The organism is Arthrobacter sp. NPDC055138 (assembly GCF_053607305.1).
Genome location: NZ_JBSGTH010000003.1, coordinates 183,697 through 209,874, shown reverse-complemented (window position 1 = coordinate 209,874; position 26,178 = coordinate 183,697). Strand labels below are relative to the sequence as shown.

Sequence of the window (26,178 nt, the reverse complement as noted above, 5' to 3'; positions counted from 1 at the left end):
CACCCCGGTCGGGCTAATCCTCCGGATGAACCACCGCCAGCGGCAACCGGCCGCAGTTCAGCACTGTGAGCTTGAGGCCGGTGTAGCGCTCCCCGCGAGGCTGCACGGTCCTCGGCGCAGCCGGGAAATATGCAACCGTATCGCCGCCTCTTGAAGCTTCCGCCGTGGCAAGGGCCTGTTCGGCCGGCACGGCCCCCGGCGCCAGCAGCGTTCCGGCAGCCAGTTGCGCGTCGGCGGAGACCACCACCCGGCCAACATGGTTGACCAGGGCTGCGGCCGGGTGCAGTTTCTTCAGCGTCGGCAGCAGCACCCGTTCCAGTGATTCAACAAAGACGTCGGCGCCGGCCACGCCGACCCGTCGTCCCCCTGCCGTGACCGGGACAGTCATGGTCATGGTGTATTCGTCGGTGCAGAGGAAGTCCACGTACGGGCCGGTCACATGCGGAAGACCGGTTGCCATGGGCTTGGTGAACCACTCGCGCCGCATGTAGGCGTCCGATGCCGACGCGAGAGCCGGCAGCACCAGCCGCTCCATGGTTTCGCCCTGCCACCACGCCATGTGCCAGGCCGCGTCGGCCACGGCCTGATCAGCTGCCACAAAGCCGGCGCCCACCACGGGCCACTCTCCGCGCCGCACCAGCGCTGCGGCCAGCGGCTGCATGGTGGTGGTGACGCGCTTGCCGCCCGGCGGCCGGTCCGGATCAGCGAAGAGTTCGGTCAGGACCGGCACCCAGCCGGAGACCTCGGCCAGGATCTCTTCGAAGAATCCGGTAACGTCGGCGAGCGGATCCGCGTGACGTTCTGCAGCCAGTTCGGCCAATGAGCTCATCCCGTTCTCCTCTGAGCGGTAGCGGACGTGGGGTCGGCGGGCCGGTCGGTCAGCCGGGCATGTTCATCGATCAGCGCCGCGAGGCCGGTCTGGATCTGGGCGGTCACGGTTTCGCGGGCTGCCGCGGCATCGGCTGCGGCGACTGCGTCGGCGATGCGTTCGCAGAACAGCACCATGCTGGCGTCGAACTCGTTGTCCTCATGCAGCAGCGACATGAGCGGGCCAAAGTCCTTGTAGAGCCGGACGAACTCGCGCGTCAGCCGTGCCGACTGGCTCAAGGCCGCCAGCTCCAGGAGGAATTCGCCGACCACCGCACCGCCCAGTCCCGACGGGTGGGAACCATGCAGGATTCGTCGCAGCGCCTCGGCGTCGTCGGGGTCGGCAAAGTCCGCTGCCAGTTCGGCCGCGGTGGCGGCGATGGCACGGTAGTGGATGGCCAAATCGCGGAGCTCCACCCGGCTCATGCGGCCCAGCCGGCCGCGGACCAGCTCCGCGCGCCGTCCGGTGGGGACGGTGATGAAGGTGCCGCCGTCGCGGCCCCGCCGGGTGGCCACCAGTCCCCGGGCACGCAAACCCACGAGGGCTTCCCGGGCGGTTACGGTCGCCACACCCATCGACGAAGCCAGCTCGGCCTCGCTGGGAAGCCGGTCGCCGTCGGCCAGTACGCCTGTGGCTATGCCCTCCACAATTCGGTCCTCGACGCGCTGGGCCTTGCCACCCTCGCCCAGCGGGGCGAAGACCGCAGCCAGCAAGCGCTGGCGTGGCGGGGAGTCCTTGGGCATGCGGCAGATCCTTCCAGACGGATGGCTGGTCGACGGTGCGACCCGGCCGGGCTCGCGGCTCCAAACGATCCGTAACAAGAAATTTACACGATGCGACGATCTTTACATTTAACATCTGCTTTCATAGGTTAACGCAGGACGACGTAACCCGCACCACATCAGACTTCTGAAAGGACCGAGCCGTGCAAGCCACAGCCACCTCCGCCACCACCGCCCCGGACGGCACGGCGGCCACCGCTATCCCGGCCATCTCGCTGCGGCAGGTGGTGAAGACCTTCGGCGACTTCACCGCTGTCCAGGGACTCGATCTGGACATTGAGCAAGGCGAGTTCTTCTCGCTGTTGGGCCCCTCCGGCTCCGGCAAAACCACCGTGCTGCGGATGATCGCCGGCTTCGAGCTGCCCAGCTCCGGCCGGATCGACCTGGCCGGCCGCGAGGTCACGCGGAAGGCGCCCTTCGAACGTGACGTCAACACGGTCTTCCAGGACTATGCGCTCTTCCCGCACCTGACCGTGGCGCAGAACGTGGAGTACGGGCTCAAGCTGCGCAAGACGCCGCGGACCGAGCGCCGCAAGCTGGTGGCCGAGGCGCTGGAGATGATCCGGCTGCCACAGGTGGCCGACCGGCTCCCCTCGCAGCTCTCCGGCGGCCAGCGCCAGCGCGTGGCCCTGGCCCGAGCCCTGGTGCTGCGCCCCCAGGTGCTGCTGCTGGACGAACCGCTCGGTGCCCTGGATAAGCAGCTCCGCGAGCAGATGCAGGTGGAGCTGAAACAGATCCAGCGCACCGTGGGCATCACGTTCGTCTTCGTCACGCATGACCAGGAAGAGGCGCTCACGCTCTCGGACCGGGTGGCCGTGTTCAACGACGGCGTGGTGGAGCAGGTCGGCACGCCGGAAGATCTGTACGAACGCCCGGGCAGCCGGTTTGTTGCGTCCTTCCTGGGCAACACCAACCTGGTGGAAGGCGCACTCGCCCTGCAGCTCACCGGCTCCGAGTCGCTGCTGAGTATCCGACCGGAACGCATCCACGTCCGCCGGCTGGACGATCCGCTGGACTCCGACGGCCTCTCCACTGTGGAAGCGACGATCGAAGAGATCATCTACACCGGTCCCGCCACCCGCTACGTGGCACGTACCGCCGGCGGGCAAAGCCTGATTGTCCAAGAACAGAACGACTCCCGTGCCTCCGCGGCCCAGCGCGGCGACCGGGTCCGGCTCCAGTGGTCCTCCCGCTTCAACTACGCCGTCTAGACCTGCACCACTCGCATCAACTACGCACCGAAGGAAAGGCACTCCATGAAGATCACCAAGGCACTGCCGCTCGCGGCACTCGCCTCGCTCTCGCTGGTTCTGGCCGGCTGTGGCGGCTCCGCTCCCGCATCGTCCGCCGGCGGCATCGAGGTCCCGGACATCCCCGCGGCCACCGAGGTAGGCGCGTCCGAGGGCGAAGTCAACATCATCGCCTGGGCCGGCTTCGTCGAGGACGGCTCCACCAATCCCGACGCCGACTGGGTCAGCGAATTCGAAGCCCAGACCCAGTGCACGGTCAACCGTAAGGTCGGCGCTACCAGCGACGAGATGGTCCAGCTGATGCGAACCGGTGAATACGACCTGGTCTCGGCCTCCGGCGACGCCTCGCTGCGCCTGATTGCCGGCGGCGACGTCGCCCCGATCAACACCGACCTGATCCCGAACTTCGGCCACATTGTGGACGGCCTGAAGGGCCAGATCTACGACACGCTGAACGGCAAGAGCTACGGCGTCCCGATCGGCCGCGGCGCCAACGTGCTGATGTACAACACCGAGGACGTTCCCGATGCACCGGATTCATGGGAAGCCACCTGGGACCCGAGCAGCGAGTACGCTGGCAAGATCATGGCCTACGATTCGCCGATCTTCATTGCCGACGCTGCGGTGTACCTGATGGCGACCCAGCCGGACCTCGGCATCACCAACCCGTACGCACTGGACCAGGATCAGTTGGCCGCCGCGGTCGAGCTGCTGAAGTCCCAGAACAACATCGCCGGCGAGTACTGGAACGATGCTCTGAAGGCGGTCTCCTCGATCTCCTCCGGCACCGCGTCGATGGGCACCGGCTGGCAGGTCATCGTCAACATTGCCCAGGCCGACGGCGGCAAGGTCGAGTCCGTGCTGCCGAAGGAAGGCGCCACCGGCTGGTCCGACACCTGGATGCTCTCCGCAAAGTCCAAGAACCCCAACTGCGCCTACCAGTGGATGGACTGGGCGTCCTCCGCCGAGGTGAACGCCAAGATCTCGCAGAACTTCGGCATGGCCCCGGCCAACGCGCTGGCGTGCGAAGGCTCCAAGGAGAACGAGGAGCACTGCGCCACCTACCACGCCACGGACGAGGACTACTACAAGCAGGTGTGGATGTGGACCACCCCGGTGGAGCAGTGCATTGACGGCCGCACCGACGTCACCTGCACCAACTATCAGGAGTGGACCAAGGCCTGGACCGAGGTCAAGGGCTAGCCCACCCCCAGCAGTCCACCCAGAGGCAGGGGCACGGCGCGCGGTGAGCACCGCCGTCGTACCCCTGCCCTGGGTGGCACTCCCCAGCACGACGCCGGTGCCCCGCCGGCCGTGCGCACCGCATCTAAGTCAGCACCGGCACCGCGAGATGCAGCACCGCGTTGACGAACACCGCACCTGATGAACACCGCACCTGAAGGAGGATCGGCGGCGAGCCCGCCGGAACCACCATGGCAGCACCCACGATCGAACCGGAGGCCGAAGCCGGCAGCGTCCCCGCGCCCGGCAGCACGCGCAGCGGATTGGGCGACAGGCTCTCCCGGCTGCTCTACGCGCGGCCCAAACTGCGGCTGACCGCGCTCCTGACCCTGCCGCTGGCCTGGCTGGGCGTGCTGTACATCGGATCCCTGATCCTGCTGTTCATCACCGCGTTCTGGACCACCGACTCCTTCACCTCCAAGGTGATCCCGGCGTTCACGCTGGAAAACTTCATCGAGATCCTCACCGTGCCGGCTTACCAACTGACCGCGCTGCGGACCATCGGCATCGCGCTGGCAGTGACCGTGCTCTGCGCGGTGCTGGCCCTGCCGCTGGGGTTCTACATGGCCAAGGTGGCCTCGCCGCGGATGCGGGCCGTGCTGGCCATCGGCATCACGCTGCCACTGTGGGCCGGCTACTTGGTCAAGGTGTTTTCCTGGCGCATCACGTTCATGAGCGGCGGCCCGCTGGACTGGCTGCTGGCGCCGCTGGGCATGACTGGGCCGGGCTACGGCACCACGGCGCTGGTGATCACGCTGGCCTACCTGTGGTTCCCGTACATGGCGGTGCCGGTGTACTCGGCGTTCCGCCAGATTCCGGACAACCTGTTCGACGCGTCCTCCGACCTGGGCGCCAAGGCGTGGTCCACGGTGCGGACCGTGGCCGTCCCGCTGCTGAAGCCGGCGTTCATTGCCGGCTCCATCTTCACCTTTTCGCTGAGCCTGGGCGACTACATCGCCGCCCAGTTCGTGGGCGGGAAAACACAGGTGATCGGCACCGTGATCGCGTCCAACATCAACCTCAACCCGCCGCTGGCCGCCGCGTTCGGCACCGTGCCCATTGTGGTGGTTGTCCTGTACCTCTTCCTGGCCCGCAAATCCGGCGCCCTCAAGCAGCTTTAGGAACCGACCGATGAGACTTTCTTCCTCCGCCAAGGTCACCTTGCGCGTTTTCGCCGGGCTCGTGATGGCCGCCATCTACCTGCCGTTGCTGCTAGTAATCCTCAACTCCTTCAACGCCACCACCTCCGGCGCCTTCCCGATCACCGAGTTCACCACCCGCTGGTGGGAGGCCGCCTTCCACAACGAGGGCGTGCGCGAGGCCCTCTGGACCTCGCTGCGGGTGGCCGCGGTGGCCACCGTGATTGCGCTGCTGCTGGGCAGCATGATCGCTTTCGCGCTCTCCCGCTACGACTTCTTCGGCAAGAACACCGTGAACCTGCTGGTGGTGCTGCCCATCGCGCTGCCCGGCATCGTCACCGGCGTCGCGCTGAACAACACCTTCAAGACCGTGCTGGAGCCGCTGGGCATCGGGCTGGGCCTGTTCTCGGTGATCGTGGGGCACGCGACGTTCTGCATTGTGATGGTGTTCAACAACGTGCAGGCCCGGCTGGGCCGGATGAACAAGGGACTGGAGGAGGCGGCCATGGACATGGGCGCCAACGTGGTCAAGACCTTCTTCCACGTCACGTTTCCGGGCTTCCGCTCCGCCTTCGTGGCCGGCGGCCTGCTCGCCTTTGCGCTGAGCTTCGACGAGATTGTGGTGACCACGTTCACCGCCCCGCCCGGCACCGAGACGCTGCCGATCTGGATCTTCAACAACATGGCCCGGCCCAACCAGGCGCCGGTGGTCAACGTGATCGCCGCCGTGCTGATCCTGGTGTCGATGATTCCGGTCTACCTGAGCCAGCGGTTGACCGGCGACGACAAGAAATAGGTACGGAGGCGGCCGGCCTTTTGCCGGCGTGATTTCCGGCCGATGTCCAACTGTTTTCGGCTGTGGCGGCGCGGGTTCCCGAGGACGGGGCCCGCGCCGTCGCCGTTTCAGTTTCCGGCTGCTGGCTCCGCTTGCACCGACGCGGCCAGCCCCAGCTCGTGCTCACCCAGATCGGCGAAGTAGGACTCGACTGTGGCACGGTCCACCTCGGCCAGGGTGGCCGGGTTCCACGTGGGGTTGCGGTCCTTGTCGATCACTTGGGCGCGCACGCCCTCGGCAAAGTCCGGGGCGGCGACCAACCGGACCCCCAGCCGGTAGTCCTGGTCCAGCACTTCCTCGAGCGTCTCCATCTTGCCGGCCCGGCGCAGGGCCTCGAGCGTAAGCTTCACCGCCGTGGGCGATTTCGCGGCGATCTCCTCGGCGGCGGCCCGGGCGGCCGGCTCCGGCGATTCCTGCAGGGCGGCGAGGATCTGCTCGGCGTCGTCGTGCGCGTAGCACTCGTCGATCCAGCCGCGCTGCTTTTCCAGCTCCGACGCTGGGACGTCCGTGCGGGAGAAGGCCGCCATGGCTTCCTGGGCCGGGGCCTCGGCGAGCGCTGCGGCCAGGGCCGGAAGCTCGGCGCCGTCCACGAAGTAGTCGGCCAGGCCGATGGCGATGGCATCGGCCCCGGTACCGGTGCCGGCGGTGAGTGCCAGGTGGGTGCCCAGCTCCCCCGGTGCCCGGGAGTACAAGAAGCAGCCCCCGACGTCGGGAATGAAGCCGATCCGGGTCTCAGGCATGCCGACCTTGGTCCGCTCGGTCACCACCCGGTGCGAGGCGTGCGCGGAGATGCCGATGCCGCCGCCGAGCACCACGCCGTCCATGAACGCGACGATCGGCTTGGGATACCGGGAGATCAACGAGTTCATCTTGTACTCGTCTTCCCAGAAGATCTCGTCGCCGCCGTCCTTCATATGCCGGTAGATGGCCACGATGTCCCCACCGGCGCAGAGTCCCCGCTCGCCGGCGCCGGAGATGAGGACGGTCTCCACGGCGTCGTCCTCCGCCCACTCGCGGAGCGCGGCGGTGACGGTGGTGATCATCGAGTCGTTCAGGGCGTTGATGGCCTTCGGCCGGTTCAGCACAATGTGCCCCAGGCGGCCGGTACGCTGCAGCAGAATCTCTTGAGTACTCATCGCAGAGAAGCCTACCGCGGCCCGGCCGCGCCGGGCAGGGCCCCGTTCGGGCCGGGATCCCGCAGGTGCCCCCGTATCGCTGTGGCCGGGTTGAGGGCGCCGGCCGCATGGATTGGTCGAATCCGGTCGGATGCACAGCTAACTTATGGTCCCTTGGCGCCGACTGTGGAAGACGTCGAGTCTAAACCCGGCGCCGGCTGAAGCACCTGACGCCGATGCTGTGGTTTGCCACCTAAAGGAGTTGTTGTGAAAGCGTTTGCTTGTGGAGATGTGGTTCCTGGATGCGAGGCACGCTGGGTGTGCAGCTCCGAGGATGAAATCCTGGTCAATGTGGCCTCGCACGCCCGTGAAGTCCACGGACTGGACCGGGTCACCGATGATCTCGAGCAGGCGGTTCGCGGGTCCATCGTGGCGGTCGCCTGAGCGGAGCTCCGCACACCGTGGCTGTGGGAATGGCGCCGGGCCGCTCCGCATGGGCTGACCTTCTGGACCAGGCCTGCCGCGGCGAGGGCTTGGGCGTGGCGTACCAGCCGGTCGTTGACACCGCCCGCGGCACCGTGGTCGGCTACGAAGCCTTGGCCCGGTTCCCGGGGTTCGATGAGAAGAGCCCCGAAGTGTGGTTCTCGGCCGCGCGATCCGAGGACCGCGCGGCCGAGTTGGAGGCTGCCGCCCTGCGGATAGCGCTCAAGGCTCGGGAGATGCTTCCGACCAACTGCTTCCTTACCGTCAATGTGTCGCCCGATCTGCTGGCCTCCGATGAGATCCGCCGCATTTGGCGTGCGCAAGGGGACCTTTCCGGCCTCGTCATTGAACTCACCGAACAAGTACCGATTGATTCCTATGGTCATCTTGCTCCGGATCTGGACCGGCTGCGGGCTGCGGGCGCCTTGATAGCGGTCGACGACGCCGGTGCCGGCTACGCGGGGCTCCGGCACCTCCTCTCCCTACGTCCTTCGATCATCAAGATTGACCGGGAACTGGTCCGCGATGTGGACAGCGATGAGGCCAAACGGGCCCTGATCGAGATGCTTGGGACATTCGCCGGCCGGGTTGATGCCTGGATCCTGGCCGAGGGAATCGAAACCGCGGAGGAACTGGAGACGGTCGCGGCCCTTGGTGTCCCGCTGGTGCAGGGCTACTACCTGGCCCGGCCGTCCGCCCCCTGGGCGTCGATCCCGTTGGAAACCGCGCACCGGCTGGCCGCCCGGGACAGAACGGGCCGCGGGAACGCTGTCCGCCATATCGTTGAGCCGGCCTTCACGGTGTCCACGGTTGCGGCCGCGGCCGATGCCTTCGCGGTGGATGCGCGGTTGCAGTTCGTGGTGCTCCTGTCAGACGACCGGCGGCCAGTCTGCATCCTCGACCCATTCGCGGCGGCCAATGGCTGGACCGCTCCCGGCTTGCGCCTGAATCTGGACACGCCCATCGCGGCCGCGCTGGCCCGCGCCGTGACGCGCCCGCAGGAGCATCGGTTCGAGCCGATGCCGGTGACCGACAATGCCGGCCGGTTTGCCGGCATCGTCCGGATGGAGCGCCTGATTACCGCGTTGGCGGGCAGCGAGTCCTCGGCGTCCGCCTAGCGCGCTGGGCCCGGCGCGCCAGGCGCCGCTCCCGGTCCGCCGGTGTCCGGTTCTGGTCCCGGCCGGGGCGCTCCGGGTGGTGCTCCCGGTCCGCCAGCCCCTGGTTCCGGCGCTGCGGGCCACGGTCCCGGTTCCCCGGGCATTGCTCCCGGGCCGGCAGCCCCTGGCGTTGAGCCCGGTCCGCCGGTCCCAGGCATTGAGCCCGGTCCGCCAGCCCCAGGAGCTACTCCCGGTCCCGGGCCGACTGGTCCCGGCCCTGGTCCCGGCCCCGCCGCCCCAGGCGTTGAGCCCGGCTCGGGGGTCCAGTTTCCCGCTGCCGTTCCGGGCACCCCGGGCATCGGTGGCCCCTCGGGCGGCGAACCGGCCGGGGGCTCGTCGGCGCCTTGGTCGAGGCGGAAGGGCGGGTACTCATCGCGCATCAGCAGCACGTAGGCCGCCAGCCGATAGGACCAGCGGTTGATCCCCATGATGAAGGCAAACAGTTCGTAGCGGTAGCGGGCGGTGAACAGCAGGATCACGGCGGTGATCAGGATGAGCAGTCCCAGCAGGGACAGACCCCACGAGGACACCGACACATCGTCGCCCCAACTGCGGCTCCAGACGAGTCCGCTGCCGCTGGTGAAGATGCCAACGATCAGCAGGTGCGGAATGGCCAGCAGCCACCACTTCACCAGCACCAGCCCGTGCGAGAGACGCTGCGGATAGGCAACGTCCAAGTCGGCGGGATATTCGGCGGTGGCCAGCGTGAACGGCGGGTACCGGTCGGTGCCCAGCGCCGAGTATCCGTAGAACCCCACCCGCCAGGACCAGCGCAACACCCCGACGTTGAAGCAGAACCAGGACCGCGGGTACCGGCCAGTGAACAGGATGACGATTCCGGCCGCGATGGTGCTGACCACCAGCGCGAACCACAGCAGTGCCAGGACAATGTAGTGCGGGATGACCAGCAACCACTTGACCAGCCACAGCCCGCGCGAGAGCCGGCTGTCCAAGTAGCCTGCGAGCCGGACGGGATACACCGTCGTCGGCGGCCTCTCCCAGCCCGCGTTGCCGGCCAAGGCGGCGCCCGGGCCTTGGCCGGGCCGGGGGCGGCCGAGGTCGATATTCCGGCCTAGCCCCGCGGAACCGAGCAGCAGCAAGGGAATTCCGATGACCAGCGCAATGATTCCGGGGATCAGCAGACCGCCCCCGATCGGCCCCAGCAAATCGGAGCGTGCGCCGGCCTGCAGGTCCACCCAGACCGGACGGCTGGCATCAGTGTTCATCACCACCAGCGACCATTGTCCGGGTTGCACCTCCCAGGAGATGGTTTGGGAACCGGTGCCGGAGGCGGATTGGGTCCAGAAGTCCTGCTCCGCCGGTGCCGCGGGGGCGCGGTTGCCGGGCGTCGTCCGGTCACGGTCCCGCCAGGACATCTGCCCTTCCCCGGTTTGGGACCACGAGGCGCCCCGGAGCGGCGTCACGGGCACGTCCCGCAGATAAGTCTGGACGTCGGAGGCCTTGGCGATGCCCACGAAGACCTCCTGATCCGGGACCACGGCCTCGGCGCGCACCTGCACACTGGCCATGTCGCCGACCGGTGGCATCCCCTCGGACCAGGGGTCCACCACCACGGACGGACTGGTCAGCGCGTAGCCGGTGCTCTGGTATTGCCGGGTGCCGCCAGTCAGGTAGCCGCCGTCGCCTTGCGCGGCAGAGGCGCCCAACACGATCGATCCGGCGATGGTCATCCCTAGCCCGAGCATGCTCAGCAGCACGCCAAGGATCAACAGGACCCAGTTGCCGGGCTTCATACGGGCCCGCGGAGGGCCGGGAGGGGGTGCGTACGATGGGGCTGGTTGGGCGGTCATGGCGATCCTTTCGCACCGCGCCAATACCGTTGTCGGCGCGGCCGCCTAGGGCTGGATGGGTAGAATCTTGGCGGCCAGATCGGCTCCCCACTGACGCGCCCGGGCCTCCTCCTCCGGCATCAATTGGTTGGTAGAGGTAACCAGAAAGCTCTCCGGCTCGGCCAATAGCTCAAAACCGTGCCGGCGCAGGGCCTTGGCAATCGTGTGGCTGGCCCGGCCGGTGAACAGCGCCGGAGCGTTGACCCTGGTGTCGAATGCCGCGGCCTTGCCGGTGGTCTTGTCCAGCGACGCCAGCCAGTCCCGCACCGCCGGCCCGTGGGCCGCGGGGTCCAACTCCAACTCATCCTTCGGGGCTTCCTTCACCGCAGCCTTGCGGGTGGATTCCCGGCTAAGTCCGTGCACGTGGGTGGGTGCACCCACCACCAGGACGTCGCCGGGACGGATCCCCCGGTCACGTGCAGCTTCCACAGAGAATACTTCTGCCGGGCAATGCGCCTCGGTCAGCCCGCGGCCGATGGCTCCCGCAATCTGGTGGGTATTGCCGTACATGGATTCATAAACCACGACTACAGCCATGCTGTGCTCCTTCTGCCGCGTCCCTGAGTCGTTTACGCCCCAGCGGACGTCTGTGGCCGGGCCGAACGGAGGTCGTGGGCGATCCCCCGTGCCCAATCCTCGATCTGGTCCCAGTCCCGAAAGTCCCCGAAGCGTGCGCCCAGCATGCGGAACAGGACGCCGGTCCAGCGCGGAAAATCTTCCTCCCGCGCCACCCCGGAGAATAAGCCGTGCCCACGCGGACGCACCAGATCCCGCAGCGCCCCGGCCAGGCGCCGGTCCTGCGCCTTGCGTGCCGACGCGCGGACCGGACGCGGCAAACTGGCGGACATCCCCACACTGAAGAGCCACACGGGACGGGCCGCCAGTTCGCTCGCATGCCGTTGGACGAAGGCCATGGCCTCCGGCAGCCACGCTTGGTGGTGAATCGCACTGCCCAGCACCACGGCATCGTAACCTTCGAGGCCGCCCAGCTGGCTGACGGGAAGAACGTCCGCTTCCAGGCCTTCTTGTGCCAGCACTCTCGCGATTCGCTGCGCGATGTCCACGGTCGAACCGTGGGCGCTGGCATGACCGATCAAGACCTGCACTGCGGCACCACCCCCCTTGGCGTGCTTCCCCAATCCGTCGGACGGTTGGCCCCCACCGGTCCCGTACGGCTGCAGGCACCATGCTACTCAGCCGCCCGGTACGTGAATAGGGCTGGGTGTGCTGCAGGCGCACCGGATGTTGTGCCCGCTGGCTGACGACGACGGCGGTGCTTACCTTCCGGCCAGCGCTCGGCTGACAATCCGGGGTTCCGGATTGGTCAGTACCTCGCCGCCCACCAGCACGGTGGGGACGGTTTCGTTCCCTTGGTTGTGTTCGCGCACGAAAGCAGCGCCCTCCGGGTCCCGCCAGATGTTCACCCAGTGGGCGCCGCGGCCGCTGCGGCCCAAGGATGCCTTCAACCGCAGGCAGTAGACGCAGCCGGGCCGCCAGAAGATGACCACACCGCCGTCGTCGATCTTGGCTTTAATCGACGCCCACGGCTCCTGCCGGCCGCCGAAGAACGGGCTGACCGCCCACGCGGCGGCCAGCAGCACTATGGCAAAAACGATGCCCGCCAGCCAGTCGCCGTCCCGTCCGGACGAGACCAGCAGTGCCACCGCCGCAGCGGCGAATACAACTGCCCCAAACCAGCGCTCAAAGCGTTTCATGGCCACAGACTACCCGGCTGTGAGACCGTTCTTTTCGCCGCGCCGGACGACATTCCGCGCGGGCGCCAAGGTTTCTCCCAGCTTTTGCCATGCCGACGCCCATCTGGGCCGACTAACGTCGCACACTGGCCACCGAGATGGGAGATCAGTGTGACGAAGAAATGGTTGTTGAGCCTGGCTGTTGCCGGCTCCATCGCCGTCCTCACCGCCTGCGGCGGAGCGCCCGCGGACGGCGGCGCCAGCCCGGCCGCGTCGGCCGAAGCCAGCGCCGGCGCCGAGGGACAGGCGCAGATGCCTGAGCCGGACCTCAAGGACATCCCGGATGTAGTGGCGGAAGTCAACGGCACCAAAATCACCAAGGACAAATTCACCACCGCCTACGAAGGTCAGTTCCAGCAGATGGCCATGCAGTCCCAGATGACGGGCCAAGAGGTGGACCAGGACGCGCTGAAGAAGCAGACCGCCGAGGCCCTGGTCGGCACGCAGCTGCTGATCCAGGAGGCCGACCACCGCGGCATCAAGGCACCGCAGAAGGATGTGGACGCCGAACTGGAGAAGATGGCCAAATCCAACGAGTTCAAGACCGTCGACGAGCTCATGGCCGCGATCAAGAAGCAGGGCATGGACGAGAACGAGGTCAATGCCGAAATGCAGACGCAGGTCAAGGTGAACAAACTCATCGCGGAGGAGACCGGCAACACCAAGCCCTCCGAAAAAGAGCTGAAGGCCGCCTACGATCAGGCCAAGCAGCAGCAGGAGGCGATGGGCGAACAGTCCGGCCAGAAGGCCGAGGTTCCCTCCATGGAGGAAATGCGCCCGAACCTGGAAGAGCAGGTGAAGGCGCAGAAGGAGACCGAGGCCACCCAGGCACTGGTCACCGGGCTGCGGGAAAAGGCGGACGTCAAGATCCACCTCTGATTCTTCCCTAGCCAGCAGCGTTCGACGCCGGTGCCCGCCTTAGGTGGGCACCGGCGTCGTTATCTGGGCGCTGCACCCGCGCTGTCTGGACTGAGGCATGTCTGCTCAATCTGCGGCCTCCGAGTGTTCCACGCTGCGTGGATGGATCGATTCAACCCCATTTCGGATGAATTGAAGGGCGATGCTGCTCGCCGGAAAATGCTGCGTACGGCCAGTCGCGGGGCGGCGGGACTAACGGGCGGTGAACAAGTTTTTTTCAAGTTCTGCATTTCACCATGATGAAGTCAGCAAAGGTGAAAAAGACGGGTTCATTCATGACGAGAATCCAAGCAAGCGGTCCTGTCAGTGGCGGGGACGGGCTGGTGCTGACCCGGCGGCAGCTCGGGTTGCTGTTCGGGGGCGGGGCAACTGTCCTCATCGGCGGCGTCGGCTTCGCTGTGGTGGCCAAGACCGTTCAGCATGCGCAGACCGAGGCGACGACGGCTTTCGGTTCCATCCGGCTGCTGCGTGCGGCGCGGCTGGCGCGACTCTCAGCGGACGGAATGCCATCGCCGCTGGTGGGCCAGACGGCACTGGCCAAGATGTCCGGCGGCGGGACGATCACGGCCGCGGGCACCGGAATCGGTGCCGGGTTGAGCGCGGCCGGCACAGGGCATGGCGGCCACGGCGGCGCGGTGCCGGGCCTGCGCTGGCCGCAGCCTGAAAACCACACGTGGGGCGATGTGGTTCTGCTCGAGCTTGAAGTCCACAACACTGCGGCCGAGGCCGTGCCGTTCTCGCCGGGCCAGTTGCGCTTGCGTCCGACGATCAGCTCCGCCAGCATCAGTCTGCAGGACGCGGCCCGGGACGCAGGGCCGCTGGCACCGGGCGTGCCGGAGCGGCTGTGGGTCAGTTTCCTAGCGCCTGAGACGGCCGGCCGCTTCGTCGTGGAATTCGCTGACCCACTGCAGGACACCGTGGTGGATCTACGCGTGCCCGAACTCGTCATCGTGATGGAGCAATCATGAAGGTTCTGGAAATCCACATCAATGACGGCTACCTGCCGATGGTCGATGGCTCGCTGGTCTACCATCGCGGCTATGGCGAGCGGCGGACCGCCACTACGGATCCGAAGCCGGCGCTGGCGCTGATCCCGCACGTTTTCACCCGGAGCGGCGACGTAGTCAAGAGCCGGCACTACCCGCTGGATGCCGAGAAACCGCCGCTTGGCCGGCCGGAGCCGGCCTACAAGGACCCGTTCAATCCCGGCGAGTACCTGGTTCACAAGGAGTTCTGGGCCAGCATCTACCCCGAGCGCGGGCTGATCGCGGAGGCCGGCAGCACCATCCGACTCCGCGTGACCAATCATCTGGCCGAACCGCACGCGCTGCAGTTCGTCGATGCTGAAGGCGCAGGTCGGCATGTCGGCACGGGCCGCATTGCTCCGGGGCAGTACAAGGACCTTGAGTTCGAGGCGCCGGCGCCGGGCACGTACGTCTTCTGCGATCCGGGCGGCGACGAGGACAATCCGACGGCGGACCCGGTCCAGCGCATCCTCGGGCTCTATGGCGCGCTGCTGGTCACCGACCCGGACCATGCCTGGCGGCTGCAGCCGGACGGGCCGGAGTTCGAGCGGCAGTGGCTGTGGATCCTGCACAATGTGGACCCGCAGTGGGCGCGGCTGGCGTCACGCGGGCAGGCCGTGGACCCGGACAAGACACCGGCCTTCCCGCGCTACTTCACGCTGAACGGGCGCGCCGGCTTTCAGTCGCTGGCGGTGACCACCGACAAGGCGCTGAACGAGCAGCGCGAAGAAGACTCGCTGATGTCCGGTTCGGCTAGGTCCGTCGACGTGCGGGACTTCAGCCAGCAGGGCACCGAGGACACCATCCGGACCGGGCAGCTGATGCGCTTCGTCAACGCCGGGGTGGTCCACCACCAGCTGCACTTCCACGGGAACCATCTCTGGACGGTGCGCCGCAACGGGACGTTCTTCCCGCGCAGTGGCGGCTTTATCGACGATGAAGGCCACATCGTGCTGCAGCAGTGGGAGGACGTGGTGGAGGTCCACCCGCTCGACCGCAAGGATTCGATCTTGCCGCTGCGCCGCCCGCCGGAAGCCACAGACCAGATCTGGGACGCCCGCGCAGGCGACTGGCACTACCCGATGCACTGCCATGCGGAGCCGTCGCAGATTGCCCGCGGCGGCATGTACCCCGGCGGGCTCGTGGGTCATTGGACTATCGCGGGTCCGGCGGAGGCGCCGGAGCCGCCGGGAAAGGTGACGCCGCCGCCCGGCCCGGACGGGGACAAGCAGCGAGCGCTGACTGCGAAGCCCGGCAGCGCCATCAAGCCGCCGGACCACAAGCTCTACCGGACGCAGGTGGACTTCAGTTCGGACCAGATCCACGAGGGCAGCCCGAAGACGGAGTTCCGGCTCAAGCCCGACCGCAGCGAAGAGTTCGATTTCTTCAACCGCAAGATGGAGTTCGACGACGGCGCCAAACACGAGATGTGGACGTTCCAAACCAGGAACTCCGGCCGGATCTTCCCCGCGCCGCTGATCCGGATCACCGAGGGGCAAGTCTTCCACGGGACGGTGAAGCCCAGCAAAAAGGTCCACACCATCCACTGGCACGGCATGGAACCCGACCCCCGGAACGACGGTGTCGGGCATACGTCCTTCGAGGTATCCGGGCACTACACCTACCAGTGGCGGCCGGAAAAGGGGCGGCCGGGCAATCCGAACTTCGGCGCCTCCGGCACGTACTTCTACCACTGCCACGTCAACACCACGCTGCACGTGCAGATGGGCATGTTCGGTCCGCTGATCATTGACCCCTATGTCCACCCGAACTATCCGATTAGCAAGGGCGCCCGGAGGGCGTTCGTGGACGGACCGGAATACGACATCGAAACCGAGACCATTCTGGTCCCGTACTCGCTCGACCCGCGGTGGCACGAGTTGAATCACGCCGCCGGGCTCTCCGGCGAAGACGTCGGTCTGGACGACTTCCGGCCGAAGCACTTCTATCTGGTCGGCGGCAATCTCGCGGCGCGGCCCAGGAAGGAAGGACCGCTGCTGCTGTCCTCGATGAAGGCCAACGTGGCAGGCAATGGCCGCAAGCCCACCCTGCTGCGCCTGCTCAACGCCAACTACTACCCGGTCAACGCGAGGTTCACCGACATGGCCGGCAAGCCCGTACGCATGGCCGAACTGATCTCACACGACGGTCGCGCCTTCCGCGATACCTCTGCCCCAACCGGTCCAGCGCTGCCCATCGGCGAGACGGACAGTCCACTGATCACATCCCTGATCAACTTCGGGGCGGCGGAACGGTACGACATGCTGCTACGTCCGCCGAAGCCCGGCAAATACAAGCTGACCGTCGAACTCACGCACTGGATCACAACGAAGGTGCTCTTCAAACGGGAAATCACTATCACCGCAAGCTAGCGCCATGTCGCCAGCTCCGGGGTCAACGCGGAGCTATTGAAAAGGCGCTCCCCTGACTACCGGTGCCCCAGCGTATTTGCATCTGCAGAGAGTCCGTTGCGCGCTGCCGGTCCCAACTTGGCGGTGACGTCACTGACCCAGTAAACCTCTGACTTGGGAAAATGCGGGGCTGAGGTTTGGAGGTCGTGCTGGTGTCGTAAGCGCCGGTATAGGAAAAACGGAGTCTTCGTGCTGCTTGTCGTGAGATTTGAGGTGGCAGCTGTCAAAGGAGGCGGGCCGGCTGCCGAACCGCCGCGTAGAGCAGCATGTCCCGGCGTTGGCCACCGATGACCTGGTAGCTGCGCAGCAGGCCTTCGCAGCTGAAGCCGGCCGCTTCGGCGGTGCGGAAGGACGCCGTGTTCCACGGCTCAATGTAGAGCTCCAGCCGGTGCAGCTCCGGGATGGACCAGCCGAAGGCTGCCAGGGCAGCCAGCGCGTCCGCCGCGCGGCCCCGTCCGCGGTGCGCTGGCGCCATCAGGTAGCCAGCCGTGGCCCGGCCCTCCGGCAGGTAGGTCAGCCACAGTCCAATCTGGCCCAGCGCCCGGTCCGTCTGCGCGTCCGCCACGGCAAACGAGTATCCCGCGCCGGAGGTGAACCGCCCGTTCTGGCGCAAGATCCATTCCACCGCCTCGTCCTGTGGGCACGGCGACGGAATGGAACTGATCAGCGGAATGTACGGGTCTTCGGCCAGCTCCATGGCCAGGTGTGCGTCCTCGCTGCGGAACTGGCGCAGCAGCACCCCGCCGTGCGCCGGCGGAACCTCTGGCCAAGCGAGTGGCAGGCGTGCATCCATGGATTCGATTCTGCCAGCTGCCGCCGGGTTGACCAGCGGTGGCGTCACCAGGCCGGGTCGCTAAGCCTGAAGAATCCGGCGAGCGACTCCTGCGGGAATCACCGCCAGTGGCCCCGATCCTTCCGTTCGGGGCCACTCGCAGCGATGCTGGGCTCCTGGCTCGGCAGCTGCCGAGCCAGCCGAGCCTGTGTTACTTGTTGGCTGCCGTGGGCGCCGCCATCTTCGATTCGACTTGGTGCGGCCCTCCGGTAGAGGGGCGGACGTCGAAGTCGAAAATTGAGGTGGGCAGGTACACGGTGGAGCACGAGTTCGGGATGTCAACGACGCCGGAAAGCCGGCCCTCGATCGGCGCGGCGCCGAGCAGCAAGTAGGCCTGCTCCCGGCTGTAGCCGAACTTGGTGAGGTAGTCGATGGCGTGCAGACACGCCCGCTGATAGGACAGGTGCGAATCCAGGTACTTCTGCTCACCGTCCAGGGTCACCGAGGTGCCGGAGAACGCGAGCCATTCGCTGAACCGGGGATCCACGATGCCCGGCATGAAGATGGCGTTCTCGCTGACCCCGTAGGTGTCCATGCCACCCTTGATCAGATCGACACGCAGGTCCAGGAAGCCGCCCATTTCGATAGCACCGCAGAAGGTGATCTCGCCGTCGCCCTGGGAGAAATGCAGGTCGCCCATTGACAGGTTGGCACCGTCCACGAAGACCGGGTAGAAGACCCGGGTGCCCTTCGAAAAGTTCTTGATGTCCTGGTTTCCGCCGTTTTCACGAGGGGGCGCGGTGCGGGCCGCTTCCCCGGCCACGCGGTCGAAATCAGACTGCGGCACGCCACCGAGAACAGCGTCTTGGGGAAGGGGAGGCAAGGCCAGCGGCGGCACCCGGTTCGGATCCGTCGCGATGAGGTCGCCCTCGCGCTTGTTCCACTTGGCCAGCAGTTCCGCGGACGGAGCCGTGCCCATCAGTCCGGGATGGATCAGACCGGTGAACGAAACCTCGGGAATGTGCCGAGACGATGCCACTTGGCCGGTGAAGTCCCAGATGGCCTTGTAGGCATCCGGGAACTGTTCGGTCAGGAACCCGCCGCCGTTGTTCCGGGAGAAGATACCGGTGTAGCCCCAGCCTTGCCCGGCCAATGGCCCCGAATCTTCCTGTGGGACTGGACCAACATCAAGGATGTCCACCACCAGCAGGTCGCCGGGCTTCGCCCCTTCGACGGCGAAGGGGCCACTGAGTTTGTGCACTGTCGGAAGCGGGGCGTTGAGGATGTCCTCCGCCGAGTCGTCATTGACGATCGCGCCGTCAAACCATTCACGGCAATGCACGCGGAAAGAATCACCGGGCCTGACCGTGGCCACCGGCGGGATCTCGGGATGCCATCGGTTGTGACCGACTTTCTCCTGGTCCTCGAATTTCTTTGTCGAATCAAGGGGGAATATAACCTCGGGCATTGTTCTCTCTCCTTAGGATGTTCGGCAAAAACGGGTTTCCTCAGGGCCTGGGCAGCTTTTGGTGCAGCGGGTTGGCGGTGTAGGCAGGGCGGTTCTTTCCCTGACCGGGCAGTCCGGTGACAACCGGCGGTTCGTGCGCACTGCGTTTGGAGTTGTCGATGAGCCGGAATTCTGCCGAGCCGGCAATGGAAAGGTGCGGAGCGCTCATCTTCCGACGTGACGTTGTGCCGCAGGACGGACAGGGCGTCGAATCAGGCGCTTCCCCCATTCCGCAGATCAGGTCGAAAACCGCGCATTCGGGGCACCGATATTCGTACGTAGGCATCAGAGGCGGTTTCCTTCCTACAGCTTGTCCCTTAAGCGGTGGTGGCCGTGGCCGTATCTTCGCTGGTACTCGTATGCGGAAAGCCCCTGCTGGCCAGGAAAAAGGCCACGGCCAGGCAGATTGCTCCTGCCACTGCCATGATCAGGGCACTGCCCCCGCCGGTCTCATATCTGTTCAGCAACAGGAGGAACGCCGGGATGGTGCCGGTCAGGAAGCTGACGAGGATAGTGAACCAACCGGTTGCGAGGGTAAGCGTTTCCTTGTGCAACCCCAGCACCAGGAAGAACATGAACCAGAGCACCGCCCAAATGAGCCAGATGGAGCCGAAGACCGGATCATTGACGGAGGTGAACTGGATCACTCCAATGATGACGGCGCAAATGGCGACGAACAGGGAGAACCAGCCCAGCCCTTCTCCGGGGTAACCAGTGACCTGAAGAATTCCGACGTACAGGTACGTAAAGCCGAAAAGGTACAGCCCGGCCGCACCGAAAATCACTGCAGGATCGTTATTTGCCTGCAGAATAATGAGCGTCGGGAAGATGACCTGCATGGTACCGACAAAAAAGTTAAGGATGGCAGCTGATTTTCCCGGAATGAGCCCCACCAGCATTAAGCCGTTGATGAACAAAACGGCACCAACATACAATAAACCGACACTGCCCATGTTCGCTCCATCGCGATACAGGTGATGCTTGAGGTGTAGCACTGACGAGTATGGTGTAAAACCCCGTTTGGAAGGCTAAACACCACGCACCGCAATCGGCGCCTAAATAGCACGTGTTGGATAGTGCGGCCCAGCATAGTGGGCCAAATTCTGGAGTGTCAACGACGTGGCGTTTAACCTGCGTGGACGGCCGAATCCGTCGGGTTAAAGCAGCGCCAGGGCCAGTCCGGCGGCGGCTGCCGCAAAGGTAAGGATCAGCGTGCCCGCCGCATTGATCAGGGCAAGGATTGGGCGGCGGGCCTGCAGGAGGCGGACGGTGTCCACGCTCGCCGTGCTGAAGGTGGTGTAGCCGCCCAGGAACCCGGTACCCAACACGGTCTGCAGGGCGGCCGGGGCGCCGTGGAAAATGACGGCTCCGGCGAGCAGTCCCATGAGCAGCGAACCGCTGATGTTGACCAGGATGGTGCCCAGGGGCAGCTCGCCGCGGAAGCGTGAACTGATCAGCCCGCCGATCACAAAGCGGGCAACAGCGCCCGCCCCGCCGGCAAGCATCACCAGAAAAATGGTCATTCCACGTCCGTTTCGGCGCCGCCGGCGTTCCCAGGACCTGCGGCACGGCGAGCCGCGGCCACCCACACCCCGGCCGCACCGGTTACCAGCCCGCCGATCACGGACAGCAGCATGAAAGCCACGGCGTCGGCAATCCGGTCGGCTGCCAGGAGAAGGTTGGCGTCCAAGGCAAGGGTGCTGTACGTAGTGAAGGCTCCCAAAAAACCAGTGCCGGCGAGCAGCCGCAATGTCTGCCGCGCGCCAACATCCGGCCCGCGCCGTGCGAGTGCTTCCAGTAACAGTCCGAGCGCGAAAGCCCCGCCGAGATTAATAATGAGGGTCGGCAGCGGCCACCCGTCGGGTGTGGGGATGGCCGTGTTGAGCAAGTACCGGCACAGGGTGCCCAAAGCCCCACCGCCCATGACAATCAAGATGGCGGGCAGCTGCAGGTGCAGCGGTCTGGAGCCGGGGCGTTCTCGGCCGCCGCGGCTCATGGGTTTACCCTGCTGGGCAACTGGCTACGCAACAGCACATCAGCCAGTCTAGGGTTTCCCGGCCGGGTTCAAGGGATAACCGACACGGCGGAGTTCCGGCTCGACGCCTCTACCCGCTGTGCGCGGCAGGGACGGCGGTCAACAGCGTCAGCAGCGCCTCGCCGGGGGCCACGCCGTTAATAACGTAATCGCCCACCGCTTGTTGCCGGTAGATGGCGGGGTTGTGCGAGGAGATGGTCCTGGCGTTGCGCCACAGCCGGTCCAGCTGCCGCGAGCTGGAGGTTGCGGACGCGCCGCCGACTTCGAACACCCGCGAGATCAGCCGCAGCACCTGGTCAATAACGATGGGCTGGATCCCAAAGACGTGTGCATCCGCACGGGAAAAATCGCCGACGACGGCGGTGCCCTCCTGCTGCGCCGCGCTCGCCTGCTGCACCGTGCGCGCCGCCGCGAGGACCGCGGCCTTCACCGTTTCCACGGTGCCGAACGTCTCGCCGATGACCTGCAGGGACACCTGGTCCTTGGTGGGTGCGATGCCCGGATTGAACAGATTGCGGGTGCGCGACCGGACAAAGCCGGTGATCTCCTCCAGTGCCGCCGCAGCGATGCCGGCCAAGTTGGCCAGGTGCACCAACTGATACACCGCGTGCTGGATGCCGCCGCCGGCTTCCTCACTCCCGCGGAAATGCAGGAAGCGCGGGTCCACTTCCACGTCGACGAACTCCGCGGTGCCGGAGCCGGTCAGCCGCTGGCCGAAGCCATCCCAGTCGTCGTGGACGCTCACGCCGGCGGCGCCGGCGCTGACCTGGACGGTGGCGAAGCCCTGTTCCCCCGTTTCCAGGTGCGTCGCGAGCACACTCACCACGATCCAGTCGGCAAAGATCGATCCGGTGGTGTAGTACTTGGTGCCGTTGAGCAGCAGCTTTCCGTCCTGTTCCACCACCCGGGTGGACTGGGCGGCGAAGGTCCCAGCGCGCTCGCTCTCCGCGTTGCCCACCAGGGCGCCCGCGGAGAGCTCGGCCAGCCAGTGGTCACGGTAGGCGGTCTCCGGATGTGCCAGCACAAACTCGGTGAACCCGATGTGGCCGCGCAGCGCCTGCGGGATGTTCGAGTCCACGGCGCCCAGCTCAATCAGCAGCCGGGCCAACTGGTCCACGGTGACGCCGAAGCCGCCGGCCCGCACCGGCACGCGGAGCCGGCCGAAGCCTGCTTCACGCAGCCAGCCGATCTGGTCAAACGGCAGCCTGCGGTCCCGCTCCCGCTCAAGGGCGCCTTCGCGGATCCGACTGAACACCGGTTGGAAAATCGCATCCAGCTCCTGGTCCGTGACGGCGCGGGCTGCGGAAAGGGTGTGGGTCATGAGTGGGCTCCTTCAACGGTCGGTGTCCCGGCGGCAGCGGGCGTGTTCCGGCTGCCCGGTACCAGTCCAAGCTGGGGCAGCGAGGCCAGCAGCTCGCGGGTGTAGGGGTGCCGGGGTCGGTTGAAGACCTCCTCGGCGCTGCCTTGCTCCACGGCCCTGCCGTCCTTCATCACCAGCACCCGGTCGCTCATGTGGTGGATCACGCCCAGATCGTGGGAAATGAACAGGTAGCTCAGGCCCAGTTCCTGCTGCAGGCCGGTGAGCAGGTCCAGCACCTGGGCCTGCACGGAGACATCCAGGGCGGACACCGCCTCATCCAGCACGATGACTTCCGGTTCCGGCGCGAGCGCCCTGGCGATGGCGAGGCGCTGACGCTGGCCGCCGGAGAGCTGGAGCGGGTGCTTGGCCAGGTGTTCCACCTGCAGGCCGACCTGGCCGGCCAGCTCCCGGACGCGCGCTGCCCGCTCGGCTTCGCCGGGATAGTCCTGCCGCGCGATGGCGTCCAGGAGAATCCGTTCGGCGTTCCAGCGCGGGTCGAACGAGCTCAACGGGTCTTGGTAGACGACGGTGACCGAGCGGCGGCGGGAACGACGGGCCGCCGTCGAGATTCCGGTCCACGCTGCACCGTCCAGCAGGACCCGACCGGCATCCGGTTCCAGCATCGCCAGCGCGATCTTGGCCGTGGTGCTCTTGCCCGAGCCGGATTCGCCGACGATCCCCAGCGTCTCCCCCGCCCGGAGCTCAAAGGAGACGCCGGCGACGACGGTGCGCAGCACGCCGTCGTGGTCTTGGTAGCGCTTGACCAGTCCCTCCGCTTGCAACACCGGCGGGGCGTCCGTGGGGCGTACGGTCCGGGGTCGCCGGCTGGTGGCGGTGATCCGTGCACGGCCGTCCTTGCTCAGCGGGGTCCCCTTGGTGTGCTCGGACGGAATGGCGTCCAGCAGCGCCCGGGTGTAGTCGTGCTGCGGGTGGTACAGCACCTGTCGGGCCGGGCCCTGCTCCACGATGGCGCCGCCCTGCATCACGGCTACATGGTCGGCCAGCGTGGCCACCACCGAGAGGTCGTGGCTGATCAGCACAATCCCCGTGCCGCGTTGCTTCATCCGGCCCAGCAGCTCCAGGATCTGCGCCTGCACGGTCACGTCCAAGGCGGTGGTGGGCTCGTCGGCGATCAGGATCTTGGGGTCCAGCGCGATGGCGGAGGCGATCAACGCCCGCTGGCGCAGCCCGCCGGAGAGCTCATCCGGGCGCTGCCCGGCGCGCAGTTCCGGCTGCGGGACGCCCACGCTGGCCAGAAGCTCCACGGCCCTCGCCGTGCGCGATCGCTTATTGCCCCAGCCATGCAGCCGGAGCGCCTCTTCGATCTCCTTGCCCACCGGGCGCAGCGGATCCAGCGAGACCAGGGCGTCCTGCAGCACGAAACCGATGTCCTTGCCGCGCAGCTGGCGCCACTGCCGCTCCCCCAGCGTCCCGATCCGGTGGCCGGCCAGTTCCAGCCGCTCGGCCTGCACCGATGCGTTGGCACCGGGCAGGCCCACCAGGGTGCGCGCGGTGACGGACTTGCCGGACCCGGATTCGCCCACGATGGCCAGGCATTCGCCCGCGGCCAGCCGCAGGTCCACGCCCTTGACCACGTGGTTCAGCCCGGCGTCCCGGCCGCGGCCGGTGCGGAAGGAGACGTTCAGGTTCCGGACGTTCAGCAGTTCCTGCCGGAGGGTGCCGGCGGTTGCGGTGTGTTCCAGCGTGGCGGTCATGATCGGGCTCCTTCAAGCTTCTTCTGCAGGTGGTGTCCCAGGACGGTGGCAGCCAGGGCAATGGCGACGATGGCCAGGCCGGGCATCACTTCCAGCCACCAGGCCCGGGTGATGAACATGCGGCCGGCATCCAGCAGCGCACCCCATTCCGGCGACGGCGGGGCAACGCCCAGGCCCAGGAAGGCCAGCCCGGACGCCCAGACAATGGATTGGCCGATGCCCAGGGTGACCACGGCGACCAGGGGGCGCATGGCGTTGGGGAAAACGTGCTGGCGCAGCACCGTCCAGCGGCTGTGCCCGAGCGCGTGCGCCGCCTCCACGTACCCGGAGTTCTTCACGGCGAGGACCTGGCCGCGGATCATCCGTGCGTAGCCGGGCGCGGTGCCCAGCCCCACAGCAACAATCTGGGTGGTGACGCTGGGCCCGTAGACGGTCACGAACAGCATGGCCAGCAGCAGCACCGGGAACGCGAACAGGACCTCGAGGCCGCGGCTGATCAGCCCGTCGAACACTTTCCCGCCGAGCCCGGAGACCACGCCCAGCACCACGGCGATGGTCATAGACAGCCCGGTGGCGCCGAGCCCGATCAGCAGCGACTCCCGGGTTCCGTAGACCACCCGGGTGTACAGGTCGCGGCCTGACTGGTCGGTGCCGAACGGATGGGCCAGGCTGGGTGCCTGCAGCGCGTTGGGCAGGTCGATGACGAACGGATCGCGGCCGGTGAGCAGCTGCGGTGCCAGCGCGGCCAGCACAAAGAAGATCACGACGGCGGCCGCCACCGCCGGGAGCAGCGGAACCTCGCGCAGCCGTTGCCACGCGACGGCGGGGACGTTGGCGGAGGCGTTCAGGGTGGAGGTGCTCATGCGTTCTTCAACCTCGGATCAATGAGTGTGTAGGCGATGTCCACCAGCAGGTTGGCCAGCACATAGATGGCGGCAATCAGGATGACAATGCCGCAGACCACCGGCAGGTCGCGGGAGTTGACCGCGGTGACCAGCACCTTGCCCAGCCCGGGGCGGCTGAAGATGCTCTCGGCGATCACCGCCCCGGAGAACAGCGAGCCCAGCGCCCAGCCGGACAGCGTGACGCCGGGCAGTACCGAATGCCTCAGCACGTGGCGGAGCCGCACGCCGGTATCCCCCATGCCGCGCATCCGGGCGGACAGGGCAAACGGTTGGTCCATGCCCTTTTCGAATTCCGTCCGGGTGACCTGGCCGAGGAACCCGGCCAGCGGGATGCCCAGCGTCAGGGCGGGCAGGACCAAACCGTCCGGTCCGGTGCCGCCGACCACCGGGAACCAGCCCAGATTCAGCGCGAACACCACCAGCAGGATCACGCCCAGCCAGTACTGCGGCAGCCCGGCCGCCACCGCCTCCAGCCCGGAGGCCGCCGAGGAGATGAGTCGGCTGCGCCGGGCGGTGCCCACGATCACCACGGCGGAGATGAGCCAGGCGACCAGCAGCGAGGCGAAGGTCAGGCCGATGGTGGGGCCCACCTGGTCGCCGATCACCTCGGTGACCGGCTTGTGCAGCTGGTAGGAGATGCCCCGGTTTCCGCTGGCCAGATCGCCCAGGAAGCGGAAGTACTGCACGATCAGCGGGTCGTCGAATCCGTATTTCGCGTTGATTGGTGCCAGTTCCGCCGCGGTGCGCTGTTGGACCTGCCCGGCGAGCTGGTTCAGCAGCAGCGTGGCACGGTCGCCGGGCAGCAGCGCCTGGATCAGGAACGTGAAGGTGGCTGCTGCCCAGACCACGCCGACGGCGGTCAGCAGCCGGCCGCCGGCCCGGCGCAGTCCCGGCGAGGTCAGCAGGTTGTTCGGCCGCGGCCGGCGGCGTTGCTGGCGGCTGGCGGGGTCGCCCGCGCCGCCGGTGCCGACGCCCGCGGCGGAGGCACCGCCGTCGTGCGCTCGGTCCTGCAGGAGCAGGCCGGTGTTGTGCTTGAGAGTGCTCATGGCGGCCGC

Annotated in this window: 26 protein-coding genes; 9 read left to right on the top strand and 17 right to left on the bottom strand. The window is 66.9% G+C overall.

Annotated features, from left to right (window positions below):
- Positions 1-13 precede the first annotated feature (13 nt).
- Positions 14-829, bottom strand: a complete 816-nt coding sequence (locus ACWF5H_RS09165; protein WP_452036332.1) for a PDC sensor domain-containing protein — start codon at positions 827-829, stop codon at positions 14-16.
- Complete coding sequence (locus ACWF5H_RS09160; RefSeq protein ID WP_364646241.1) at positions 826-1,611, bottom strand: winged helix-turn-helix domain-containing protein; 786 nt, start codon at positions 1,609-1,611, stop codon at positions 826-828. Before ACWF5H_RS09160 ends, ACWF5H_RS09165 begins: the two co-directional genes overlap by 4 nt.
- 182 nt (positions 1,612-1,793) lie before the next feature.
- Between ACWF5H_RS09160 and ACWF5H_RS09155 the strand changes: the two genes are divergently transcribed.
- The 4 genes from ACWF5H_RS09155 (at position 1,794) to ACWF5H_RS09140 (ending at position 6,077) form a co-directional block, all read left to right on the top strand.
- On the top strand, positions 1,794-2,861 hold the full coding sequence (locus ACWF5H_RS09155; protein WP_452036331.1) for an ABC transporter ATP-binding protein: 1,068 nt from the start codon (positions 1,794-1,796) through the stop codon (positions 2,859-2,861).
- A 45-nt stretch (positions 2,862-2,906) separates the two neighbouring features.
- Positions 2,907-4,103, top strand: a complete 1,197-nt coding sequence (locus ACWF5H_RS09150) for an extracellular solute-binding protein (protein WP_452036329.1) — start codon at positions 2,907-2,909, stop codon at positions 4,101-4,103.
- Positions 4,104-4,333: 230 nt separating this feature from the next.
- Positions 4,334-5,263 (top strand): ABC transporter permease, encoded by a 930-nt coding sequence (locus ACWF5H_RS09145; RefSeq protein ID WP_452036327.1) that lies wholly within the window; start codon positions 4,334-4,336, stop codon positions 5,261-5,263.
- 10 nt (positions 5,264-5,273) lie between these two features.
- Entirely contained in the window at positions 5,274-6,077 is an 804-nt protein-coding gene (locus tag ACWF5H_RS09140; protein WP_452036326.1) for an ABC transporter permease, read from the top strand.
- Positions 6,078-6,184: 107 nt separating this feature from the next.
- Here the strand turns inward: ACWF5H_RS09140 and ACWF5H_RS09135 are convergent, their stop codons facing one another.
- Positions 6,185-7,252, bottom strand: a complete 1,068-nt coding sequence (locus ACWF5H_RS09135) for an enoyl-CoA hydratase/isomerase family protein (RefSeq protein WP_452036325.1) — start codon at positions 7,250-7,252, stop codon at positions 6,185-6,187.
- A 246-nt stretch (positions 7,253-7,498) separates the two neighbouring features.
- Between ACWF5H_RS09135 and ACWF5H_RS09130 the strand changes: the two genes are divergently transcribed.
- Together ACWF5H_RS09130 and ACWF5H_RS09125 are read left to right on the top strand one after the other, a co-directional pair.
- Complete coding sequence (locus ACWF5H_RS09130) at positions 7,499-7,675, top strand: DUF1059 domain-containing protein (protein ID WP_452036323.1); 177 nt, start codon at positions 7,499-7,501, stop codon at positions 7,673-7,675.
- A gap of 29 nt (positions 7,676-7,704) precedes the next feature.
- The gene (locus ACWF5H_RS09125) at positions 7,705-8,832 is read left to right on the top strand and encodes an EAL domain-containing protein (protein WP_452036322.1); all 1,128 of its coding nucleotides are present in this window, start codon (positions 7,705-7,707) and stop codon (positions 8,830-8,832) included.
- Here ACWF5H_RS09125 and ACWF5H_RS09120 read toward each other — a convergent pair.
- The 4 genes from ACWF5H_RS09120 to ACWF5H_RS09105 form a co-directional block, all read right to left on the bottom strand.
- On the bottom strand, positions 8,829-10,682 hold the full coding sequence (locus tag ACWF5H_RS09120; protein ID WP_452036321.1) for a DUF4389 domain-containing protein: 1,854 nt from the start codon (positions 10,680-10,682) through the stop codon (positions 8,829-8,831). The two genes, ACWF5H_RS09125 and ACWF5H_RS09120, sit on opposite strands and share 4 nt — an antisense overlap.
- A 45-nt stretch (positions 10,683-10,727) precedes the next feature.
- Positions 10,728-11,258 carry a flavodoxin family protein gene (locus ACWF5H_RS09115; protein WP_452036320.1) on the bottom strand — a complete coding sequence of 177 codons (531 nt, stop codon included), beginning with the start codon at positions 11,256-11,258 and terminating at the stop codon, positions 10,728-10,730.
- Positions 11,259-11,290: 32 nt separating this feature from the next.
- Complete coding sequence (locus tag ACWF5H_RS09110) at positions 11,291-11,827, bottom strand: flavodoxin domain-containing protein (protein ID WP_452036319.1); 537 nt, start codon at positions 11,825-11,827, stop codon at positions 11,291-11,293.
- A 171-nt stretch (positions 11,828-11,998) separates the two neighbouring features.
- Positions 11,999-12,436 carry a glutaredoxin domain-containing protein gene (locus ACWF5H_RS09105; RefSeq protein WP_452036318.1) on the bottom strand — a complete coding sequence of 146 codons (438 nt, stop codon included), beginning with the start codon at positions 12,434-12,436 and terminating at the stop codon, positions 11,999-12,001.
- A gap of 150 nt (positions 12,437-12,586) precedes the next feature.
- Between ACWF5H_RS09105 and ACWF5H_RS09100 the strand changes: the two genes are divergently transcribed.
- The 3 genes from ACWF5H_RS09100 (at position 12,587) to ACWF5H_RS09090 (ending at position 16,790) form a co-directional block, all read left to right on the top strand.
- Positions 12,587-13,354, top strand: coding sequence for a SurA N-terminal domain-containing protein (locus ACWF5H_RS09100; RefSeq protein ID WP_452036317.1), 768 nt, complete (start codon positions 12,587-12,589; stop codon positions 13,352-13,354).
- Between the two features lie 314 nt (positions 13,355-13,668).
- Positions 13,669-14,361 (top strand): hypothetical protein, encoded by a 693-nt coding sequence (locus ACWF5H_RS09095; protein WP_452036316.1) that lies wholly within the window; start codon positions 13,669-13,671, stop codon positions 14,359-14,361.
- Positions 14,358-16,790, top strand: coding sequence for a multicopper oxidase domain-containing protein (locus ACWF5H_RS09090; protein WP_452036315.1), 2,433 nt, complete (start codon positions 14,358-14,360; stop codon positions 16,788-16,790). Before ACWF5H_RS09095 ends, ACWF5H_RS09090 begins: the two co-directional genes overlap by 4 nt.
- A gap of 262 nt (positions 16,791-17,052) precedes the next feature.
- On the opposite strand, the gene ACWF5H_RS09085 is transcribed toward ACWF5H_RS09090, so the two are convergent.
- From ACWF5H_RS09085 to ACWF5H_RS09040, 10 genes are all read right to left on the bottom strand, one after another.
- A complete protein-coding gene (locus ACWF5H_RS09085) occupies positions 17,053-17,622 on the bottom strand; it encodes a GNAT family N-acetyltransferase (RefSeq protein ID WP_452036314.1) in 570 nt (189 codons plus the stop codon).
- Between the two features lie 190 nt (positions 17,623-17,812).
- Positions 17,813-19,069: a formamidase gene (gene fmdA, locus ACWF5H_RS09080; protein ID WP_364646198.1), complete on the bottom strand. Its 1,257-nt coding sequence runs from the start codon at positions 19,067-19,069 to the stop codon at positions 17,813-17,815.
- 40 nt (positions 19,070-19,109) lie between these two features.
- Positions 19,110-19,394 carry an FmdB family zinc ribbon protein gene (locus ACWF5H_RS09075; RefSeq protein ID WP_452036312.1) on the bottom strand — a complete coding sequence of 95 codons (285 nt, stop codon included), beginning with the start codon at positions 19,392-19,394 and terminating at the stop codon, positions 19,110-19,112.
- Positions 19,395-19,425: 31 nt separating this feature from the next.
- The gene (locus ACWF5H_RS09070) at positions 19,426-20,061 is read right to left on the bottom strand and encodes an AmiS/UreI family transporter (RefSeq protein ID WP_452036311.1); all 636 of its coding nucleotides are present in this window, start codon (positions 20,059-20,061) and stop codon (positions 19,426-19,428) included.
- 204 nt (positions 20,062-20,265) lie between these two features.
- Complete coding sequence (crcB, locus tag ACWF5H_RS09065) at positions 20,266-20,631, bottom strand: fluoride efflux transporter CrcB (protein ID WP_452036310.1); 366 nt, start codon at positions 20,629-20,631, stop codon at positions 20,266-20,268.
- Positions 20,628-21,104, bottom strand: a complete 477-nt coding sequence (locus ACWF5H_RS09060; RefSeq protein ID WP_452036309.1) for a fluoride efflux transporter FluC — start codon at positions 21,102-21,104, stop codon at positions 20,628-20,630. Before ACWF5H_RS09060 ends, crcB begins: the two co-directional genes overlap by 4 nt.
- A 109-nt stretch (positions 21,105-21,213) precedes the next feature.
- Positions 21,214-22,464 carry an acyl-CoA dehydrogenase family protein gene (locus tag ACWF5H_RS09055; RefSeq protein WP_452036308.1) on the bottom strand — a complete coding sequence of 417 codons (1,251 nt, stop codon included), beginning with the start codon at positions 22,462-22,464 and terminating at the stop codon, positions 21,214-21,216.
- Complete coding sequence (locus ACWF5H_RS09050; protein WP_452036307.1) at positions 22,461-24,218, bottom strand: dipeptide ABC transporter ATP-binding protein; 1,758 nt, start codon at positions 24,216-24,218, stop codon at positions 22,461-22,463. The genes ACWF5H_RS09055 and ACWF5H_RS09050 overlap by 4 nt, the downstream gene beginning before the upstream one ends.
- Complete coding sequence (locus ACWF5H_RS09045) at positions 24,215-25,081, bottom strand: ABC transporter permease (RefSeq protein WP_452036306.1); 867 nt, start codon at positions 25,079-25,081, stop codon at positions 24,215-24,217. The genes ACWF5H_RS09050 and ACWF5H_RS09045 overlap by 4 nt, the downstream gene beginning before the upstream one ends.
- Positions 25,078-26,169, bottom strand: coding sequence for an ABC transporter permease (locus tag ACWF5H_RS09040; RefSeq protein WP_452036305.1), 1,092 nt, complete (start codon positions 26,167-26,169; stop codon positions 25,078-25,080). Before ACWF5H_RS09040 ends, ACWF5H_RS09045 begins: the two co-directional genes overlap by 4 nt.
- Positions 26,170-26,178: the final 9 nt, after the last annotated feature.